The sequence below is a fragment of the Streptomyces huasconensis genome, from assembly GCF_021028635.1.
GTDB classification, from domain to species: domain Bacteria; phylum Actinomycetota; class Actinomycetes; order Streptomycetales; family Streptomycetaceae; genus Streptomyces; species Streptomyces huasconensis.
On sequence record NZ_CP086119.1, the window covers coordinates 3,777,656 to 3,796,454 of the forward strand.

General features: G+C 70.6%; 17 protein-coding genes. 12 read left to right on the plus strand and 5 right to left on the minus strand.

The window, feature by feature from the left end; genetic code table 11:
• The first annotated feature begins 34 nt into the window (after window positions 1–34).
• Both abc-f and J2N69_RS17200 read left to right on the plus strand, forming a co-directional pair.
• Entirely contained in the window at window positions 35–1,642 is a 1,608-nt protein-coding gene (gene abc-f / locus J2N69_RS17195; protein WP_230901577.1) for a ribosomal protection-like ABC-F family protein, read from the plus strand.
• A 114-nt stretch (window positions 1,643–1,756) separates the two neighbouring features.
• Window positions 1,757–2,251 carry a cupin domain-containing protein gene (locus J2N69_RS17200; RefSeq protein WP_230901578.1) on the plus strand — a complete coding sequence of 165 codons (495 nt, stop codon included), beginning with the start codon at window positions 1,757–1,759 and terminating at the stop codon, window positions 2,249–2,251.
• A gap of 73 nt (window positions 2,252–2,324) precedes the next feature.
• Here J2N69_RS17200 and J2N69_RS17205 read toward each other — a convergent pair whose 3' ends face one another.
• Window positions 2,325–3,590, minus strand: a complete 1,266-nt coding sequence (locus J2N69_RS17205; protein WP_230901579.1) for an LmeA family phospholipid-binding protein — start codon at window positions 3,588–3,590, stop codon at window positions 2,325–2,327.
• Between the two features lie 67 nt (window positions 3,591–3,657).
• Window positions 3,658–5,490, minus strand: coding sequence for a bifunctional metallophosphatase/5'-nucleotidase (locus J2N69_RS17210; protein WP_230901580.1), 1,833 nt, complete (start codon window positions 5,488–5,490; stop codon window positions 3,658–3,660).
• A 194-nt stretch (window positions 5,491–5,684) separates the two neighbouring features.
• On the opposite strand from J2N69_RS17210, the gene mshD reads away from it, so the two are divergent.
• From mshD to pstB, 9 genes are all read left to right on the plus strand, one after another.
• Window positions 5,685–6,620, plus strand: a complete 936-nt coding sequence (mshD, locus tag J2N69_RS17215) for a mycothiol synthase (RefSeq protein WP_230901581.1) — start codon at window positions 5,685–5,687, stop codon at window positions 6,618–6,620.
• 245 nt (window positions 6,621–6,865) lie between these two features.
• Window positions 6,866–7,630, plus strand: a complete 765-nt coding sequence (locus J2N69_RS17220; RefSeq protein WP_230901582.1) for an ABC transporter permease — start codon at window positions 6,866–6,868, stop codon at window positions 7,628–7,630.
• Between the two features lie 27 nt (window positions 7,631–7,657).
• Window positions 7,658–10,009, plus strand: coding sequence for an RNA degradosome polyphosphate kinase (locus J2N69_RS17225; RefSeq protein ID WP_391941340.1), 2,352 nt, complete (start codon window positions 7,658–7,660; stop codon window positions 10,007–10,009).
• Entirely contained in the window at window positions 9,990–11,141 is a 1,152-nt protein-coding gene (locus J2N69_RS17230; protein WP_408056743.1) for a CHAD domain-containing protein, read from the plus strand. Before J2N69_RS17225 ends, J2N69_RS17230 begins: the two co-directional genes overlap by 20 nt.
• Complete coding sequence (locus J2N69_RS17235) at window positions 11,138–11,581, plus strand: NUDIX hydrolase (protein ID WP_230901584.1); 444 nt, start codon at window positions 11,138–11,140, stop codon at window positions 11,579–11,581. The genes J2N69_RS17230 and J2N69_RS17235 overlap by 4 nt, the downstream gene beginning before the upstream one ends.
• Before the next feature lie 191 nt (window positions 11,582–11,772).
• Window positions 11,773–12,900 (plus strand): phosphate ABC transporter substrate-binding protein PstS, encoded by a 1,128-nt coding sequence (gene pstS, locus J2N69_RS17240; RefSeq protein ID WP_230901585.1) that lies wholly within the window; start codon window positions 11,773–11,775, stop codon window positions 12,898–12,900.
• A 113-nt stretch (window positions 12,901–13,013) separates the two neighbouring features.
• Window positions 13,014–14,036 carry a phosphate ABC transporter permease subunit PstC gene (gene pstC / locus J2N69_RS17245; RefSeq protein ID WP_127910387.1) on the plus strand — a complete coding sequence of 341 codons (1,023 nt, stop codon included), beginning with the start codon at window positions 13,014–13,016 and terminating at the stop codon, window positions 14,034–14,036.
• Window positions 14,033–15,106: a phosphate ABC transporter permease PstA gene (gene pstA, locus J2N69_RS17250; RefSeq protein ID WP_230901586.1), complete on the plus strand. Its 1,074-nt coding sequence runs from the start codon at window positions 14,033–14,035 to the stop codon at window positions 15,104–15,106. The genes pstC and pstA overlap by 4 nt, the downstream gene beginning before the upstream one ends.
• A gap of 54 nt (window positions 15,107–15,160) precedes the next feature.
• Window positions 15,161–15,937, plus strand: a complete 777-nt coding sequence (gene pstB, locus J2N69_RS17255) for a phosphate ABC transporter ATP-binding protein PstB (protein WP_230901587.1) — start codon at window positions 15,161–15,163, stop codon at window positions 15,935–15,937.
• A 119-nt stretch (window positions 15,938–16,056) separates the two neighbouring features.
• Here the strand turns inward: pstB and J2N69_RS17260 are convergent, their stop codons facing one another.
• Complete coding sequence (locus tag J2N69_RS17260) at window positions 16,057–17,055, minus strand: inorganic phosphate transporter (protein ID WP_127910383.1); 999 nt, start codon at window positions 17,053–17,055, stop codon at window positions 16,057–16,059.
• A gap of 8 nt (window positions 17,056–17,063) precedes the next feature.
• The gene (locus tag J2N69_RS17265; RefSeq protein ID WP_127910382.1) at window positions 17,064–17,684 is read right to left on the minus strand and encodes a DUF47 domain-containing protein; all 621 of its coding nucleotides are present in this window, start codon (window positions 17,682–17,684) and stop codon (window positions 17,064–17,066) included.
• A 199-nt stretch (window positions 17,685–17,883) separates the two neighbouring features.
• Between J2N69_RS17265 and J2N69_RS17270 the strand changes: the two genes are divergently transcribed.
• Window positions 17,884–18,243, plus strand: coding sequence for a metal-sensitive transcriptional regulator (locus tag J2N69_RS17270; protein ID WP_127910381.1), 360 nt, complete (start codon window positions 17,884–17,886; stop codon window positions 18,241–18,243).
• Window positions 18,244–18,604: 361 nt separating this feature from the next.
• On the opposite strand, the gene J2N69_RS17275 is transcribed toward J2N69_RS17270, so the two are convergent.
• Window positions 18,605–18,796: a hypothetical protein gene (locus J2N69_RS17275; RefSeq protein WP_230901588.1), complete on the minus strand. Its 192-nt coding sequence runs from the start codon at window positions 18,794–18,796 to the stop codon at window positions 18,605–18,607.
• Window positions 18,797–18,799 lie beyond the last annotated feature (3 nt).

The following is an 18,799-nucleotide window of genomic DNA, read 5'->3' on the forward strand; positions in this document are numbered from 1 at the left end:
CTGACGACCCCCGTTCCCCAGCCGAAGGACCTACTTGTTCCCAGCAGCCGCCACCCCTGCCCTCTCCCCCTCCCAGCTCACCCTCGCCCACCTCACCAAGCGCTACGACGACCACGTGGTCCTCGACCGCGTCTCCCTCACCGTCCGCCCCGGCGAGCGAGCCGGCGTCATCGGGGACAACGGCTCGGGCAAGTCCACCCTGCTGCGGCTGATCGCCGGGCGGGAGGCGCCCGACAACGGCACGGTCACCGTCAGCGCCCCCGGCGGCACCGGTTACCTGGCCCAGACGCTCGACCTGCCGGACACGGCGACCGTGGGCGACGCCGTCGATCTCGCCCTCGCCGAACTGCGCTGCCTGGAGCGGCGCATCCGGGCCGCCGAGGCGGAGTTGGAGGGCGCGGACGCGGCGGCGTACGACCGCTACGCCGCCCTCGTCGCCGCCTTCGAGGCGCGCGGCGGGCACGACGCCGACCGGCGCGTCGACGTCACGCTGCGCCACCTCGGCGAGCGGACGCCCCTGGACCGCGCACGGCCGCTCGGCACGCTCTCCGGCGGGCAGCGCTCCCGCCTCGCACTCGCCGGAACCCTCGCGTCCGCCCCCGAGCTGCTGCTCCTCGACGAGCCGACGAACGACCTGGACGACGAGGCCGTGCGCTGGCTGGAGGACCGGCTGCGCGCCCACCGCGGCACGGTCGTCGCCGTCACGCACGACCGGGCCTTCCTGGACCGGGTCACCACGACGATCCTGGAGGTGGACGGCGACGCCCGCACCGTACGGCGCTACGGCAACGGCTACGCCGGATACCTGACCGCCAAGGCGGCCCAACGCGCCCGCCACGAACGGGAGTACGAGACGTGGTGCGCGGAGGTCGCCCGCCACTCCGCGCTCGCCGAGTCGAACATCGGGCTGCTCGCCGCGATCCCCCGCAAGGCACCGAGCGCCTTCAGCGGCGCGGGCGCGTTCCGCGCGAGGTCGCGGGCGCACGGCGCGATGGGCCGCATCCGCAACGCGCGCGAACGGTTGCAGCGCCTCACCGAGAACCCCGTCCCGCCGCCCCCGCGGCCCCTGCGTCTCACGGCGGGGATCGAGGGGGAGGCGGCGGGCGCTGTCGAGCTGACCGACGTACGCGTGGCGGGGCGCCTGCGCCTGGGCGGGACTCTGCGGCTCGACGCCGGGGAGCGGCTGCTCGTCACCGGGCCCAACGGGGCGGGCAAGTCGACGCTGCTGGGGCTCCTCGCCGGGGAGGTGGCGCCCGACAGCGGTCACGTCCGGCGCCCCGATCGCGTCGGCTTCCTGCGGCAGGACAACTCCCTGTGGCGCGAGGGACGTTCCGTGCTGGCGCTCTTCGGCGCGGAGCGGCGGGACGAGCTGCTGGGCCTGGGGCTCTTCCGGGAGGAGGACGTCACCCGGCCCGTGCGGGACCTCTCCGTGGGCCAGCGGCGCCGCCTCGAACTGGCCGGGCTGGTCTCCCGCCCCCTGGACCTGCTGCTCCTCGACGAGCCGACCAACCACATGGCCCCGGCCCTGGTGGAGGACCTGGAGGCGGCGCTCGCCGGCTTCCGGGGCACCCTGGTGATCGTCAGCCACGACCGGAGGCTGCGCTCCCGCTTCCATGGCAGGCGGCTCGCCCTGGGCAATTGACCCACTCTTTCGGTACTCAACTGCACCACAGCGCGGGGCAATCGAGCGCCTAGAGTCGTACTCACAAGGCCACGGGGGAACCCGGGACCACCGCCCGGAGCAGGGAGAACGACCATGAACGCCAGCACTCTCAAGCCGGTTCTGACCCGCGCCGCCACCGCCGAGACCACCAGTGACCCGAGCAGCGTCATGACCCTGCTCGCCGACTGCGGCACCGACGGCAGCTCGGTCACCAGTTACCGCTCGACCTTCGCCAAGGGGGCCGTGGGCGCCCCCGCCCACTTCCACACCAAGGCCTCGGAGCTGTTCTTCGTCATCGGCGGCGCCCTCCAGGTGCTCGTCGACGACGAGGTGAAGCTGCTGGAGCAGGGCGACTTCCTGCTCGTGCCGCCGCACACCCCGCACGCCTTCGCCGCGGCCCCGGGGGCCGAGGCCGACGTCCTGTTCGTCTTCACGCCCGGCATGCCGCGCTTCGACTACCTCCGCCTGCTGGGCCGCGTGATGCGGGGCGAGGCGAGCCCGCAGGAGATCAAGGACTCCTCCGAGCAGTACGACAACCACTACGTGGACAGCCCGGCGTGGCGCGCCGCCCTCGAAACCGGGCAGTGACCTCAGGAGCCGGGCAGTGACCTCAGGAGCCGGGCAGTGACCCAGGAAGTCAGGCAGTGGCCTCAGGGGGGCGTTACTGGCCGAAGCCCAGCCCCGCCCCCGTCAGCCGCACCCGTATGCCCTCCTTCTCCACCGTCACGTCCTGGAGCGCCACCGTCCCCGGGCCCGGCAGCTTCGGCAGCTGGAAGGCGAGGGTGAGGCGGTCGGCCAGGGCGGGGCGGGTGAGCTGGGCGAGGCCCTTGAGGAGGGCGGGGTCCAGGCCGAGCTTCTTGAGCAGCTCGGGGTGGCCCATGGCCACGTCGATGAGGTTCAGGCCCATCACGTCGCGCACGAAGCGCGGTGAACCGGTGAGGTCGGCCAGCTTGGCGTCGCTCTTGAGGGCCTCGCGCACCATCGCGTCGGGGACGCCGAGCCGCTTCACGATCGCGGGCACGGACAGCAGGGCCTTCGCCTTGGCCGCCTCCTTGGCCACGCGGTCGGCCGAGCTGCGCGACAGGTGCAGGCCCTCCTTCTCGCGCGTGCCGGGGCGGTACGTCGCCAGGTCGCCCAGCTGCAGGCTCATGCCGCCGATGTCGGTGGAGATGCCGCGCTCGCCGTTGCGCTGGATGCGGGCGTCGGCGCGCACCTTCAGGTCGTGGCCCGCGACGGGCAGCGTGCCGCGCGCGAGAACCTCGTCACGGCCGCGGCCGGTGAACGTGACCTGGGAGGCGCCCAGTTCGCGGTTGAGGTCCTCGAAGGAGAGGAGCACTTCGCCGTGCATCGCGCCGATGCGGGCGCCCTTGATGGACGTCGGCCCGTCGCCGAGGATTGTGACGTCCGTGGCGGTCGCGGAGACCTTGGCGAGCGAGACGCGGTCGGCGGCGACGTCCGGGACGGTCACCTCGACCCGCTCCAGGCGCTTGTCGAGGACCTGGGTGAGGAACGGGAACCCTTCGATGTCGACCTCGGGCGCCGCGCTCAGGTCCATCTGCTGCTCGATCTTCTCCGCGGCCTCGTGCTCGGCGTAGAGCAGGGCCCAGCGGTCACCGAGGGCGAGGAACGCGGTGGCGACGCCGACGGCGACCAGGGCTTTCGCGGCGAGCGGCAGCCCGGCGAAGCGGCGGCGGGCGCGGCCCCGGTCCCGGCTGCGGCCCCTGCGGCGCCTGCCGCGGCGGTGGTTGGGCGGGGTCCACGGGGCGTCGTCCGCGTCATCGGCCGGCTTCTCCTCCTGGAGGAACTCCTCCAGCGGATTCGGCGCGAGGGCTGCCAGCTCGTCGTACGGGTTGCGGTAGGGCTTGTGGGGGGTGCTGGAGAGGTCGTCCGGAGGTGGCTGTGGGGTTATGCGGTGGGGGGAACGCATCAGATGATCTCACCATACGTTCACACCCCACCCCAAGCCTTACCTCCAGTAGGCGCCGAAGTGAGCGCTACTTCACGATCGTGATCCGGTCCGCCTTCGGCGGCGCGATCGGCTTGTCCGCCGAGGAGTTGGCGGCCAGATAGTCGTTGAACGCCTTCAGGTCGTCGGCGCCGACGAGCGGCTTCGTCCCCTTGCCCAGCTCCGGCAGGCCGTCACCGCCGCCCGCGAGGAAGGCGTTCAGGGCGACGCGGTAGGTGGCCGCCGGGTCGAGGGCCTTGCCGTTCAGCTTGATGGAGTCGGTGACGACACGGTCCGCGCCGCTCTTCGTCAGGTCGAGCGTGTACGTCAGACCGTCCGACACCTGAAGGATCTTCGGGGAGGCCTCGTTGGCCCCGCTGACCTGCTGCTTGAGCGCGGTGACGAGCTGAGCGCCGGTCAGGTCCACGAGGTTCACGGTGTTGCTGAAGGGCTGCACGGTGAACGCCTCGCCGTACGTGACGACGCCGTCGCCCTCGCTGCCGCTCGCCTTGTGGACGAGGTCGGAACGGATGCCGCCGGGGTTCATCAGCGCCAGGTCGGCCTCGGGGTCGAGGGACTTGGCGTGGGCGAGCTGCGCGTCCGCGATGAGGTCGCCGAGCGGGGACTCGGGGACGCCGGCGCCGCGGCCGGGGATGTCGGCGGAGATGTAGCCGACGGGCCGGTTGGCGATGGGCGCGGCCAGCTTGTCCCAGCGGTTGATCAGCGAGGTCATGTCCGGCGCCTTGGCCTGCGCCCGGCTGACCACGTGGTTCGCGGACTTCACGCTCGTGCGCACGATGTCCTTGGTCCTGCGGTCGTACGTGAGCGTGGTGTCCGTGTAGAGCTTGCCGTAGGACGACGCCGAGGTCACCATGCGGGGCTTGCCCGACGGGTCGGGGATCGTACAGACGTACGCGGCGTGGGTGTGCCCGGTGACCAGCGCGTCGACCTTGGGCGTGATGCCCTTGGCGATGGCGGTGATGGGCCCGGAGATGCCGTCGCCCGCGCCCGGCGAGTCGCAGTCGTAGTTGTACGTCTGGCTCGCGGGGGAGCCGCCCTCGTGGATGAGCGTGACGATGGACTTCACGCCCTGCTTGTCGAGGATCTTGGCGTACTTGTTGACCGTCTTGATCTCGTCGTGGAACTTCAGGCCCTTGATGCCCTCGGCCGAGACGATGTCCGGGGTGCCTTCGAGCGTGACGCCGATGAAGCCGACCTTCACGCCCTTGTGCTTCCACACCCAGTAGGGCTTCAGGATGGGCTTGCCGGTCTTCTCGTTCGTGACATTCGCGGCGAGGTAGGGGTAGTCGGCGCCCTCGAACTTCTTGGGCTTGCCCTTCTTGTCCTTCTCGAAGCAGCCGTCCTTGGGGTGGCAGCCGCCGTTCTGCATGCGGGCCAGTTCCTTGGCGCCCTCGTCGAACTCGTGATTGCCGACGCTCGTGACGTCCAGGTCCAGCTTGTTCATCGCCTGGATCGTGGGCTCGTCGTGGAAGAGACCGGAGAGCAGCGGGCTGGCGCCGATCAGGTCACCGGCGGCCGCGGTGACGCTGTAGGGATGGGCCTTGCGGGCGGTGCGCAGGGAGGTCGCGAGGTACTCGACACCACCGGCGTCGATCTTCTTCTCACTCCCGTCGTGCTGCTTCTCCGTCACCTGGCCGGACGAGCCGGCGGGCGGCTGGAGGTTCCCGTGGAAGTCGTTGAACGACAGCAGCTGCACGTCCACCGTGCGCTTCTTGCCGCCCTCGCCCCCGTCCGCGTGGTCCTGCCCCGCGCTGGCGGGGAGCGCGGCGGCCAGCGCGCCGAGCGTGGCGAGCGAGGCGGCCGCGGCGAGCACGCGCGTGGCGCGGCGTCCGGGTCTGCGTGGCTGGGGTGTGGCTGACACGTGTCCCCCTGAGGGTGATGTGAGACGACGACTGGGAGGCGATACCGCCGTGCGCAGCCTAGGGTCAACGCGCGTAGCGCAACAGGGGGTCACGGGTTACGAGGCGGTTGCCATCGGGGGCGATACGGGCACATCCCCCGATGTCCTGACCCGCACCCGGCCGCCCGAGGGCCCCGCCGCCGTACTCTCGTCCCATGACTGACGACCGGCCCGCCGCGGCTCCCGCCACCCTCCGGAAGATCGACACCTTCACCGCACTGACCTCGGCGCAGGCCGACGCCGTGCTCGCGCTGCTCGCCGAGGCCGCCCGCGCCGACGGACAGCAGGCGGTCTCCGAGCAGGGGCGGCTGCAATTGCGCGGCGGCGAACGGGAAGGCGTACGGCATCTGCTGCTCAGCGTCGACCACCGGCTCATCGGGTACGCGCAGTTGGAGGACACCGACCCCGTGGAGGCCCCCGCCGCCGAGCTGGTCGTGCACCCCTCGCACCGGGGGCGCGGCCACGGCCGGGCGCTCGGCACCGCGCTGCTCGGCGAGTCCGGGCGGCGGCTTCGCGTGTGGGCGCACGGCGGGCACTCCGCCGCCCGCCACCTGGCGCAGGTGCTCGGCCTGGCGCTCTTCCGCGAACTGCGCCAGATGCGCCGCCCGTTGGCGGACCTGAACCTGCCGGAACCGGTCCTTCCGGCCGGGGTGACCATCCGTACGTTCGTGCCCGGGCAGGACGACGCGGCCTGGCTCGCGGTGAACGCCGAGGCCTTCGCGCACCACCCGGAGCAGGGCTCCCTGACCCAGCGCGACCTGGACGACCGCAAGGCCGAGCCGTGGTTCGACCCGGCGGGCTTCTTCCTCGCCGAGCGCGAGAGCGACGGCGAACTGGTCGGCTTCCACTGGACGAAGGTGCACGCCGAGGAGCGCCTCGGCGAGGTCTACGTCGTGGGCGTGCGCCCCGGCTCCCAGGGCGGCGGCCTCGGCAAGGCCCTGACCACGACGGGCCTGCGCCACCTCGCGGCCTCCGGCCTGCCGACCGCGATGCTGTACGTGGACGCGGACAACAAGGCGGCCGTGAGCGTCTACGAACGACTCGGCTTCGTGACGTACGAGACGGATCTGATGTACCGCACGGAGACGTGAGCGCGTAGGGCGTGACGGAGGGCGCGGTGGCCCCTTGGGGATCACCGCGCCCTCCGTCATGTCCCGCTACTTCGCCGCGACCTCGGTGAGGCACATCGAGAACCGGACCCGGCCCCGCCGGGCCTGCCCGTAACTGGACCGCCCCGCCGCGCACTCGGTCTCACCCAGATCCGCGACCTTGTACTCGGCCCCTGGGCCTGCTCCTGGTCCCCCTGCTCATCGGCGCCTTCGTCGCGGGCCCGCTGGTGGCGCGCGAGCTGGAGAGCGGCGTCCACAAGCTCTCCTGGACGCAGTCCGTCTCCCCCGCGCGCTGGCTGGCCGCCAAGCTGACCACGGCCGCCGCGTTCGCCGTGGCCGGGACGCTCGTCCTCATGGCGGCGCTCCGGCTCGGGGAGTCCGGCATGATCGCCGGCCGTTGGAACCTCCACTGGGCCGACCGGGGCGTCTACGAGGCGACCGGCCCCGTCCTCGTCGCCTACTCCCTGCTCGCCGTGGCCCTCGGCACCCTCATCGGGCTCGCCGTGCGCCGCACCCTGCTCGCGATGGCCGCCGCGGGCGCCGTCACCGGCCTCCTCCTGTGGAACCTCGGCAACGTCCGCTGGCACCTGCTGCCGGTGGACACCGCCACCGGGCCCGCCACCGAGGAGAACAGCTTCCCCACCCGGTTCCCGTACGGCTCCTTCAGCATGGGCCAGGGCGTCACCAACGCCGCCGGTGTCCGCTTCCAGGAGTACGAGTGCCTCCCGAAGCCCCAGACCGGCGCGGCCTGCCCCGCCGACACCACCATCACCGGCTGGTACATGGACTACCACCCCCGATCCCACTTCTGGTACACCCAGTTGATCGAGACCGGCATCGTGCTCGCCCTCGCGGCGGCCGCCACCTACGCCGCCTTCCGCCTCCTGCGCCGCCGGGCGGCCTGCACCGTACGATCACCGGAGGCCCCCACCGTGAAGACGCCCGGGGGTCTCCGGTCGATGTCCCGCACGTCATGTCGCCGTAACCACTGATTCAGACAAGCTTGCGACGCTCGCTCAATGCAGCCCGCCGCGCCCGACCCGCCCCCGGAGAACGGGAAGCGTCACCTCGCTCCCGCGCTCTCCGACGCGCCCATCGGCGTGCCCACGCGGAACAATGGCTTCATGAGCCAGCAGAACACGCAGGGACAGGTCCAGCACGCCCAGCCTTCCGTCGGTTCCATCGCCGCGCACAGGCCGCACACCATCGCCGCCACCATCTCCGACCTCGCCCCCGACCTGGACGCCGACCTCGACGCGTACGACGAGGACGCCCAGGTCGGGCACGATGGCGTCGAGCTGCCGCAGGGCCGGTTCCTGGACCGGGAGCGCAGCTGGCTCGCGTTCAACGAACGAGTGCTGGAACTCGCCGAAGACCCCCACACCCCCCTCCTCGAACGGGCGAACTTCCTCGCGATCTTCGCCTCGAACCTGGACGAGTTCTTCATGGTCCGCGTGGCCGGCCTCAAGCGCCGCATCGCGACCGGCGTCGCCACCCGCTCCGCCTCCGGCCTCCAGCCCCGCGAGGTCCTCGAACTCATCTGGAACCGCTCCCGCGAGCTGATGGCCCGGCACGCCGCCTGCTACCACGACGACGTCGCGCCCGGCCTCGCCGACGAGGGCATCCAGCTGGTCCGCTGGCACGAGCTGACCGAGAAGGAGCAGTCCCGGCTCTTCACGCTCTTCCGGCAGCAGATCTTCCCCGTGCTCACCCCGCTGGCCGTGGACCCCGCGCACCCCTTCCCGTACATCTCGGGGCTCTCGCTCAACCTCGCCGTCGTCGTCCGCAACCCGGTCTCAGGACACCAGCACTTCGCACGCGTGAAGGTCCCGCCACTGCTCTCCCGCTTCCTGGAGGCCTCCCCCCAGCGGTACGTCCCCATAGAGGACGTCATCGCCGCTCCCGCGCACCTCCAGGAGCTGTTCCCGGGCATGGAGATCCAGGAGCACCACATGTTCCGGCTCACCAGGAACGAGGACCTGGAGGTCGAGGAGGACGACGCCGAGAACCTCCTCCAGGCCCTGGAGAAGGAGCTGATGCGGCGCCGCTTCGGGCCCCCGGTGCGCCTGGAGGTCGAGGAGTCCATCGCCCCGAACGTGCTGAGCCTGCTGGTGCGCGAGCTGAAGATCAGCGAGGCCGAGGTCTATCCGCTGCCGGGCCCGCTCGACCTCACCGGCCTCTTCAGCATCGCCAAGCTGGACCGGCCCGAGCTGAAGTACCCCAAGTTCGTGGCGGGCACCCACCGCGACCTCGCCGAGGTCGAGTCGGCGTCCGCGCCCGACATCTTCGCCGCCCTTCGCGAACGCGACGTACTCCTGCACCACCCGTACGACTCGTTCTCCACCTCCGTGCAGGCGTTCCTGGAGCAGGCGGCCGCCGACCCGGACGTCCTCGCGATCAAGCAGACGCTGTACCGCACCTCGGGCGACTCCCCCATAGTCGACGCGCTCATCGACGCGGCCGAGTCCGGCAAGCAGGTCCTCGTCCTCGTCGAGATCAAGGCCCGCTTCGACGAGCAGGCCAACATCAAGTGGGCGCGCAAGCTGGAGGAGGCGGGCTGCCACGTCGTCTACGGCATCGTCGGCCTGAAGACGCACTGCAAGCTCTCCCTCGTCGTACGCCAGGAGGGCGACACCCTCGTCCGCTACTCGCACGTGGGCACCGGCAACTACCACCCCAAGACCGCACGCCTGTACGAGGATCTCGGGCTGCTCACCTCCAACGCGGAGGTCGGCGCGGACCTCTCCGACCTCTTCAACCGCCTCTCCGGCTACTCGCGCCGCGAGACCTTCCGCCGCCTGCTCGTGGCCCCCAGGTCCCTGCGCGACGGGCTCGTCTCGCGCATCGACAAGGAGATCCAGCACCACCGCGCGGGCCGCCCCGCCTACGTCCGCATCAAGGTCAACTCGATGGTCGACGAGGCGGTCATCGACTCCCTCTACCGCGCCTCGCAGGCGGGCGTCGAGGTGGACGTGTGGGTGCGCGGCATCTGCGCGGTGCGGCCGGGCGTCGCGGGGCTCTCGGAGAACATCCGCGTACGCTCCGTCCTCGGCCGCTTCCTGGAGCACTCCCGCGTCTTCGCCTTCGGCAATGGCGGCGAACCGGAAGTGTGGATAGGCAGCGCCGACATGATGCACCGCAATCTCGACCGCCGTATCGAGGCGCTGGTCCGGGTCCAGGACCCGGCGCACCGCACGGCCCTCAGCCGGCTCCTGGAGACCGGCATGTCGGATACCACCGCCTCCTGGCACCTGGGCGCGGACGGCAACTGGACCCGCCACTCGGTGGACCAGGACGGCCAGCCCCTGCGCAACGTTCAGGAGATGCTCATAGACGCCCGGAGGCGCCGGCGTGGCACAGCAACACCATGAGATGACGGGTACGGGTACGGGTACGGCGGCGGAGGCCACGGGGGAGGCCCTGGCGGTCCACCTCCAGGACCAGGCCACGGAGTTCCTCCGCTCGCTGCGGCTGCACCGCGAGTCCACGACGGACGCGCAGGGCGCCGAGGAGTCCCTGGAGGCGGCCCGCGCCCTGCGCCGGGCGGCCCGCCGCATCGGCGCGGCCCTGCACACGTTCCGCCCGCTCCTGGACCCCCAGTGGTCGGCGGCCCTGCGCCCGGAGCTGGCGTGGCTCTCGGGCACGCTGGCCCAGGAGCACGCCCACGCGACCCGCCTGACCCGGCTCCTGGACGCCCTGCACCGCCTCTCGGGGCCTCCATCGGTACCGAGCCCGACACCTCCCCTGGAGGCCGCCACCACCACCGCTGTGGGCAGGCGTTCCGCAGGGCGATTGGGGCGTCCCCTGCTCGAGCGGAGCCGAGAGCCCGGGGAAGGGTGGGCACAGCACCACCTGCCGGGTGCCGGTGACCCGGGCGGAACCACCCGCACCCTCACCGTAGGCGCAGCCAAAGCCGCCGCCCTCCTCGAACGCCAGCTCACCCTCGCCCGCACCCGCGCCCACTCCACCGCCCTCCAAGCCCTCGGCTCCTCCCGCTTCCACGCCGTGGCGGACAGCATCGCGCTGCTGGCCAGCGAGGTCCCCTTCAGCGGCGCCACGCCCAGCCTTGAGCAGCTGGCGGCCACCGCGGAGGCCGACCTCGCCGAAGCGGTGGAGGCCCTGCCGCTGGGCCGGGCGGGCCATCCGTACAACGCCGAGGCCCTGGCGCACGGCCTGCACGCCGCGGAGTCCGCGCCCGACGCCCAGGACGCCCCCTGGCTGAAGGTCCGCTCCCTGCTGCGCCTGTACCGCTACGCCCAGGAGGTCGTCGAGGGCCCCGCCTCCCTGGAGCCCCGCCTCCGGGACGCGAGCCACGCCCTGAACGTCCACCGCGAGGCCGCGGCCGCCGCGACGGCCGCCGCACAGGCCGCCCGCACCCCGCGCATCGCCCCGGCCACGGCGTACGCCCTCGGCGTGCTCCACGCCGACCAGCGCCACGAGGTCGAGGCGGCGCGCTTCGCCTTCCAGCGGGCCTGGCAGCACGAGACGGTGAGCACGGCATGACGTACGAGGCGCCCCAGGACGCACCCGGCGGTGACGACACCGTCCTCGCCGCCGGCTGCGTCCTGTGGCGCCGCTCCCCGGCCGACGGCCGGCCGGAGATCTGCCTCGTCCACCGCCCCAAGTACGACGACTGGTCGCACCCCAAGGGCAAGCTGAAGCCCGGCGAGACGCCCTTGGCCGCCGCCCTGCGGGAGGTCGAGGAGGAGACGGGCCACCGCTGCGTACCGGGCGACCGGCTGCCCACCGCCCGCTACCTCGCGCACGGCCGCCCCAAGCGCGTCGACTACTGGGCGGCCGAGGCGACCACCGGTCACTTCACGCCCCACCGCGAGGTCGACCGCATCCTGTGGCTCGCCCCCGCCGCCGCCCGCGAGCGGCTCACCCGCCCGCGGGACCGCGAGTTGGTCGACGCTCTGCTCAGCATGCATAACTTGGTGTAGTCGAGCGAATACTTTCCGTGCCGGAAGGCCTAACCAGGCCGACCGCCGAGGTTCACCCGCCGTTCACTCGTGCCCACAAGCCGCTTCACCTGTCCTGCCTAATTTCGGCCTTACAGACGAACTCGTCGCAACAGACAGACCTCGCACGCCGCCAGCACAGGGCCGGCGGCTCCCGGAAGGAAAATCCGAAAGTGAAGCTTCAGCGCAAGAACCGGCTCCGCGCCCTCTCCCTCGGCGCCCTCGCCGTCTCCGGCGCCCTGGCCCTCACGGCGTGCGGCTCCGACGACACCAGCGGCTCGGGCGACGGCGGCAAGGAGACCACCGCCAACGCCAACATCAAGTGCGACGAGGCCAAGGGCCAGCTCGCGGCCTCCGGTTCATCCGCGCAGAAGAACGCGATCGACGCCTGGCGGAAGGTCTACACGACCAACTGCAAGGACGTGCAGCTGAACTACAACCCGACGGGCTCGGGCGCCGGCATCACCGCGTTCCTCCAGGGTCAGACGGCGTTCGCCGGTTCCGACTCGGCGCTGAAGCCCGAAGAGATCGAGAAGTCGAAGAAGGTCTGCAGCAACAGCCAGGCCATCGGCCTGCCGATGGTCGGCGGCCCCATCGCCGTCGGTTACAACGTCCCGGGCGTCGACGAGCTGACCCTGGACGCCAAGACCCTCGCCGACATCTTCAACGACAAGATCAAGACCTGGGACGACAAGGCGATCGCGAAGCTCAACCCCGACGCCAAGCTCCCCAAGACGAAGATCCAGGCCTTCCACCGCTCCGACGAGTCCGGCACCACGGACAACTTCACCAAGTACCTCAAGGGCGCCGCCCCCGCCGCCTGGCCGTACGAGCCGGGCAAGTCGTGGGAGCCCAAGGGCGGCCAGTCCGCGAACGGCTCCGCCGGTGTCGCGAGCCAGGTCAAGCAGACCGCGGGCGCCATCTCCTACTTCGAGCTGTCCTACGCGGGCGAAGGCATCAAGACCGTCGACCTGAAGACGCAGGCCAAGGAGCCGGTGAAGGCCACCGTCGACAACGCCTCCAAGGCGATCGCCGAGGCCAAGGTCGTCGGCAAGGGCAAGGACCTCTCCCTGGAGCTGAACTACAAGCCCACCGCCGAGGGCGCCTACCCGATCACCCTGGTGACGTACGAGATCGTCTGCGAGAAGGGCAACAAGGCCGAGACGCTCCCCGCCACCAAGTCCTTCCTCACCTACATCGCCAGTGAGGACGGCCAGAACGTCCTCAAGGAGAACGACTACGCGCCGATCCCGGCCGAGATCATCTCCAAGGTCCGCTCCACCGTCGCGGGCCTGAGCTAGCTGAACCGAGTGCGGCCGGTCCGGCAGGACCGGGCCGGCCGCACCGTCCGGTGCACCGCCGCCACGGAGCGCCCGCAGTACACGCGCGGCAGCTCCGCAGACCGGAGAACCCCATGGACATATCAAGCAAGACGACCGCCCGACCACCCGTCGACGACGTGCAGCCCGTCGCCCCCGTGGACAAGGCCGCCGCCCGCGGTGCCACCCGGCCCGGCGACCGGATCTTCCTCGGCTTCTCCCGGGGCTCCGGCATCGCGCTCCTGGCGATCATGGCCGCCATCGCGGCGTTCCTCACCTACCGCACGGCCCTGGCGCTCGCCGACAACACGGGCAACTTCCTCACCACCTTCGAGTGGGACCCGGCCGGCAGCTCCACGGGCGGCAAGCCCTACTTCGGCATCGCCGTCCTGGTCTTCGGCACCGTGGTCAGCTCGGTGATCGCCCTGCTGATCGCCGTCCCCGTCGCCATCGGCATCGCGCTCTTCATCTCGCACTACGCGCCGCGCAAGCTGGCCACCCCCATCGCCTACGTGATCGACCTGCTGGCCGCCGTGCCCTCGATCGTGTACGGCCTGTGGGGCGCCCTCGTGGTCGCACCCAACCTCACCGGCCTCTACAGCTGGCTCGACGACTACTTCGGCTGGACCGGCGTCTTCGAGTACAACGGCGGCGCCCCGCGCTCCCTGATGACCGTCGGCATCCTCCTCGCGATCATGATCCTGCCGATCATCACCAACGTCAGCCGCGAGGTCTTCCTCCAGGTCCCGAAGATGCACGAGGAGGCCGCGCTGGCCCTCGGCGCCACGCGCTGGGAGGTCATCCGCATGTCGGTGCTCCCCTTCGGCCGCTCCGGCATCATCTCCGCCTCGATGCTGGGCCTCGGCCGCGCGCTCGGCGAGACGATCGCCGTCGCCACCGTGCTCTCCCCGTCCTTCCTGATCAACGCGTCCGTGCTCGACTACGGCGGCGGCACCTTCGCGCAGAACATCGCCAGCAAGTTCAACGAGGCCAGCGAGTACGGCCAGGACGCGCTCATCGCCTCCGGCCTGGTCCTGTTCGTCATCACCCTGCTGGTCAACGGCGCGGCCCGCCTGATCATCGCGCGCCGCAAGGAGTACTCGGGGGCCAACGCATGAGCACCACGACACCCACCCCGACCGGGCCGCTCGTCGAGCGCCCCGCCACGCTCAAGGCGGCCACCCTTCCGCGCTGGAGCCCGCTCGCCGTGGCGCTCGGCTCGGCCGCGGTCGCCGTCGGCATCGGCCTCGGCGCCGGCCTGCACAGCCGCATCCAGTGGGGCCTGATCGCCGCGCTGCTCTTCATCACCGGCTCGTACGCCCTCGCGGTCGCCGTCGAGGGCACCCGCCAGGCCAGGGACCGCCTCGCCACCTCGCTGGTGTGGGTCATGTTCCTGCTGGCCGTCGTCCCGCTGGCCTCGCTGATCTACGAGACCGTCCAGCGCGGCATCAAGGTCTTCGACGTCTACTTCCTCACCCACTCCATGGGTGTCCTCTCCGACGAGGAGACGGGCGGCGGCATCTACCACGCCCTCATCGGCACCCTCCAGCAGGTTCTGCTGGCATCCGTCATCGCCGTGCCGATCGGCCTGCTCACCGCGGTCTACCTCGTCGAGTACGGGCGCGGGAAGCTCTCCAAGGTCATCACGTTCTTCGTGGACGTCATGACCGGCATCCCCTCGATCGTCGCGGGCCTGTTCGTCCTCAGCTTCTGGATTCTGATCCTCGGCTTCGGCTACTCCGGCTGGGCCGGCGCCATGGCGCTCGCGATCCTGATGATGCCGGTGATCGTCCGCTCCACCGAGGAGATGCTCAAGCTCGTCCCGAACGAGCTGCGCGAGGCCTCGCTCGCCCTCGGCGTGCCGAAGTGGCGGACCATCCTCAAGGTCGTCCTGCCCACCGCGATCGGCGGCATCACCACGGGCGTCATGCTCTCGGTGGCCCGCATCGCCGGCGAGACCGCGCCGGTCCTGCTCCTGGTCTGGGTCAACCCCCTGATCAACACGAACCCCTTCGAGGGCTCGCAGGCCTCCCTGCCGCTGTACGTCTACCAGCAGTACGCGGCAGGCACCGACGCGTCGTACGACCGCGCCTGGGCGGCGGCGCTCGCCCTCATCGGCTTCATCATGATCCTCAACCTGGCGGCCCGCGGCATCGCCCGCTGGAAGGCCCCCAAGACGGGCCGCTGAGCGGCCATATCAGCGACCCTCGTAGCAAGAAACCCGAAAGAAGCAGTGATCCCCATGGCCAAGCGAATCGACGTATCGGGCCTGACCGCCTACTACGGCTCACACAAGGCGATCGACGACATCTCGATGACCGTGGAGCCCCGCTCGGTGACCGCCTTCATCGGCCCGTCCGGCTGCGGCAAGTCCACGTTCCTGCGCACGCTGAACCGCATGCACGAGGTCACCCCCGGCGGCCGCGTCGAGGGCAAGGTCCTCCTGGACGACGAGGACCTGTACGGCAGCGGCGTGGACCCCGTGTCCGTGCGCCGCACGATCGGCATGGTCTTCCAGCGCCCCAACCCCTTCCCCACGATGTCGATCTACGACAACGTCGCGGCGGGCCTGCGGCTCAACGGCTCGTACAAGAAGTCCGAGCTGAACGACATCGTCGAGAAGTCCCTCCAGGGCGCCAACCTCTGGAACGAGGTCAAGGACCGCCTGAACAAGCCCGGCTCCGGCCTCTCCGGCGGCCAGCAGCAGCGCCTGTGCATCGCGCGGGCCATCGCGGTCGAGCCCCAGGTGCTGCTCATGGACGAGCCCTGCTCGGCCCTGGACCCGATCTCGACACTTGCCATCGAGGACCTGATCGGTGAGCTGAAGGAACGGTTCACGATCGTCATCGTCACGCACAACATGCAGCAGGCGGCCCGCGTCTCGGACCGCACGGCCTTCTTCAACCTCTCGGCGGTCGGCCAGCCCGGCAAGCTCGTCGAGATCGACGACACCGAGCGGATCTTCTCCAACCCGTCCGTGCAGGCCACCGAGGACTACATCTCGGGCCGCTTCGGCTGAGCCACCCCCCATACTCCCCGCGGTGCTGCATGGCGGTGCCACCGCAGGGACAACAAGAAAGGCCCGCCCCTGGCTCCCGGGGGCGGGCCTTTCCTTCGTACGCACTGCCGTACGCGCTGCTACAGAAACGCGAGGTTCACGATCCAGAAGCTGACCGCGGCGACCAGCGCAGCGGCCGGCATCGTGATGAACCACCCCAGGATGATGTTCTTGGCGACACCCCACCGCACCGCGTTCACCCGCTTCGTGGCGCCCACACCCATGATCGCCGAAGTGATCACGTGCGTCGTCGAGATCGGCGCGTGGAACATGAACGCGGTGGTGAACATGATGCCCGCGCCGGTCGTCTCGGCGGCGAAGCCCTGCGGCGGGTCCAGCTCGATGATCTTGCGGCCGAGGGTCCGCATGATGCGCCAGCCGCCCGCGTACGTACCGGCGGAGAGCATCAGCGCACAGGCGACCTTGACCCAGATCGGGATGGGCGCGTCGGCGCTCTGCACGTCGGAGATGACCAGGGCCATCACCACGATGCCCATCGTCTTCTGGGCGTCCTGCAGGCCGTGGCCGAGGGCCATGCCCGCCGCGGAGACCGTCTGCGCGATGCGGAAGCCGCGCTTGGCCTTGTGCGGGTTGGACCTGCGGAACATCCACATGATCGCGCACATCACGAGGTAGCCGATGGCGAGACCGACGAGCGGCGACAGGAACATCGGGATGACGATCTTGTCGACGACCCCGGACCAGATGACGCCGATGCCGCCCGCGAGCGCCGCGCCGACCATGCCGCCGAAGAGGGCGTGCGAGGAGGACGAGGGCAGGCCGAAGTACCAGGTGATGAGGTTCCACACGATGGCGCCGATGAGCGCCGCGAAGAGAATCCACATCCCCTTGTCGCCGTGCGGGGTCTCGATGATCCCCTCGCTCACGGTCTTGGCGACGCCGCTGCCCATGAAGGCGCCGGCGAGGTTCATGACCGCGGCCATGGCGAGCGCCGCGCGGGGCGTCAGCGCACGGGTGGAGACGGAGGTGGCGATGGCGTTCGCGGAGTCGTGAAAGCCGTTCGTGTACGTGAAGCCGAGCGCGACGCCGATGGTCACGATCAGAGCAAAGGTGTCCATGGCGGGGTTCAGGACTCCTTGACCGCGATGGTCTCCACAGTGTTCGCCACGTGCTCGAAGGCGTCGGCGGCCTCTTCCAGCACATCCACGATCTGCTTGAGCTTCAGCACCTCGATGGCGTCGTACTTGCCGTTGAAGAGCTGGGCCAGGAGCTTGCGGTGGATCTGGTCGGCCTGGTTCTCCAGGCGGTTGACCTCGATCCAGTACTCGGTGAGGTTGTCCATGGTCCGCAGATTCGGCATGGCCTCGGCGGTCAGCTCGGCGGCCCGCGCGAGGACCTCGATCTGCTGCTCGACGCCCTTGGGGAGTTCCTCGACCTGATAGAGGACGACCAGGTCGACGGCCTCCTCCATGAAGTCCATGATGTCGTCCAGGCACGACGCGAGGTTGTAGATGTCCTCGCGGTCGAACGGCGTGATGAACGAGGAGTTCAGCTGGTGGAAGATCGCATGCGTCGCGTCGTCTCCCGCGTGTTCCGCGGCCCGCATACGCTCTGCGATCTCGGCCCGCGCGGAAGAATCCGCTCCGAGCAGTTCCATGAGGAGTTTCGAGCCCGTGACGATGTTGTCCGCGGATGCGGCGAACATGTCGTAGAAGCTCGTCTCCCTGGGGGTCAGACGAAAGCGCACGTGGGGTCCTCGGGGTGCTCTGGATGCGGTCAGGCTGATGCTAGGCGCATCATCCGGCCACGGCTAACCGGCCGCCCCCCAGTGTCGCCCATCAGGCACAGTGATCAGCACGCCCCCCGAGAAATCGGCTAATATATACCCGCCAGGGGTATACGGATCAGCAGTAATGCCCCATGCCCCTTTCCAGGAGGAGGACGCGATGACGACCACCGACGCGGCAGCGGTGACACCGGAGACGGCCGAAGCGCCCTCCGAGCCCGCGGACCACGCGCACGGCGTGCACGGGTACCACAAACAGAAGGACGAACACCTCAAGCGCCTGCGCCGGATCGAGGGCCAGATCCGCGGCCTCCAGCGCATGGTCGAGGAGGACGTCTACTGCATCGACATACTCACGCAGGTCTCGGCGAGCACGAAGGCCCTCCAATCCTTCGCCCTCCAGCTCCTGGAAGAGCACCTGAGGCACTGCGTGGCCGACGCGGCGGTCAAGGGCGGCACGGAAATCGACGCGAAGGTCGAGGAAGCGACAAAGGCAATCGCCAGAATGCTCCGCACCTGACGCTCCGCGGGTGGTGGGGGTGCGTGGCCGGGGGCCGAGGGGGCGCGGCTGGGGCTGCGCGCCCCGCACGCGGGGGCAGGGCCCCCGGCGGCGCCGACGGGAGCCCCGCAGGCGCGCGCCCCGCACGCGAGGCGGAGCCACCCCGTGTCCAGGCACACCGCCCGGCTTCCGCCGCCACACGCTTTCCCACCCGCCCACCCGTTCACCCGCAGCAGGCAACGCCCCGCCCCGCCCACGGCTCGACGCCAGGTAACGGGCGGCCCGCTCACCACTCGACGCCGGGTGCCGGGCGGGCGGGTGGGAGACACCGCCGCGCAGCGGCGAACAGAACACCCCCAAGGCCCCGCCAGGCCCCCGCAGGCTAGGACCGCTCATCCGCCGGCGGCCCGCCTTCGCGCCCCTCCAAAACCCCCAGCACCTCGTCGATCCGGTCAGAACTCAACCGCTCGGCCGCCGCGCTCGCCGCGATGATGAGGTCGCCGCACAGCTCGATCTCGGCGAGGGCGACGTGGTCCTGAACCGCCGTACCACCACGCATCGGAGCCACGTACATCAC

Excerpts from the sequence above, each read along its gene's own strand:
- J2N69_RS17235 (WP_230901584.1), top strand. The coding sequence starts at position 11,138 with ATGACGTACGAGGCGCCCCAGGACGCACCCGGCGGTGACGACACCGTC.
- pstA (WP_230901586.1), top strand. The coding sequence starts at position 14,033 with ATGAGCACCACGACACCCACCCCGACCGGGCCGCTCGTCGAGCGCCCC.
- pstC (WP_127910387.1), top strand. The coding sequence starts at position 13,014 with ATGGACATATCAAGCAAGACGACCGCCCGACCACCCGTCGACGACGTG.
- J2N69_RS17205 (WP_230901579.1), bottom strand. The coding sequence starts at position 3,590 with ATGCGTTCCCCCCACCGCATAACCCCACAGCCACCTCCGGACGACCTC.
- pstB (WP_230901587.1), top strand. The coding sequence starts at position 15,161 with ATGGCCAAGCGAATCGACGTATCGGGCCTGACCGCCTACTACGGCTCA.
- J2N69_RS17260 (WP_127910383.1), bottom strand. The coding sequence starts at position 17,055 with ATGGACACCTTTGCTCTGATCGTGACCATCGGCGTCGCGCTCGGCTTC.
- J2N69_RS17225 (WP_391941340.1), top strand. The coding sequence starts at position 7,658 with ATGCAGCCCGCCGCGCCCGACCCGCCCCCGGAGAACGGGAAGCGTCAC.
- J2N69_RS17275 (WP_230901588.1), bottom strand. The coding sequence starts at position 18,796 with ATGTACGTGGCTCCGATGCGTGGTGGTACGGCGGTTCAGGACCACGTC.
- mshD (WP_230901581.1), top strand. The coding sequence starts at position 5,685 with ATGACTGACGACCGGCCCGCCGCGGCTCCCGCCACCCTCCGGAAGATC.
- J2N69_RS17200 (WP_230901578.1), top strand. The coding sequence starts at position 1,757 with ATGAACGCCAGCACTCTCAAGCCGGTTCTGACCCGCGCCGCCACCGCC.
- J2N69_RS17270 (WP_127910381.1), top strand. The coding sequence starts at position 17,884 with ATGACGACCACCGACGCGGCAGCGGTGACACCGGAGACGGCCGAAGCG.